This is a genomic window from Anoxybacillus sp. LAT27, assembly GCF_022030075.1.
In the GTDB taxonomy this organism is placed as follows: Bacteria; Bacillota; Bacilli; order Bacillales; family Anoxybacillaceae; genus Anoxybacillus; species Anoxybacillus kestanbolensis.
In genome coordinates this window covers 1-273 of record NZ_JAIWYK010000166.1, presented here as the reverse complement: position 1 = coordinate 273, position 273 = coordinate 1, and the positions used below count along the sequence as shown (strand labels likewise).

Annotated in this window: 1 protein-coding gene; it reads right to left on the bottom strand. The window is 59.3% G+C overall.

All coding sequences use genetic code 11. The features are described 5' to 3' along the window. Positions 1-273: DJ-1/PfpI family protein (locus tag LD028_RS08975; protein ID WP_237811612.1), on the bottom strand; the 273-nt coding region annotated here is incomplete at both ends.

Below are 273 nucleotides of genomic sequence, written 5' to 3'. Positions count from 1 at the left end.
TAGGCGGTCATTTCCCGGCCGCGCAGGTGTTCCTTGACCAGGGCCAGGACTTGCGAGCCGTGGCAGATCACCGCGATCGGCTTGTTCGTTTCAAAGAAGTGGGCGAGAATCGGCTTCAGGTGTTCGTTCAGCCTGATGTACTCCGGTGCCCGTCCCCCAGGAATGATCAGGCCGTCGTACTCTTCCGCCTTGACGTCGGCAAACGCGACGTGGGAAGACAACTGGTAGGCGGGCTTTTCCGTGTACGTCTCGCTGTGGGCTTCAAAATCGTGA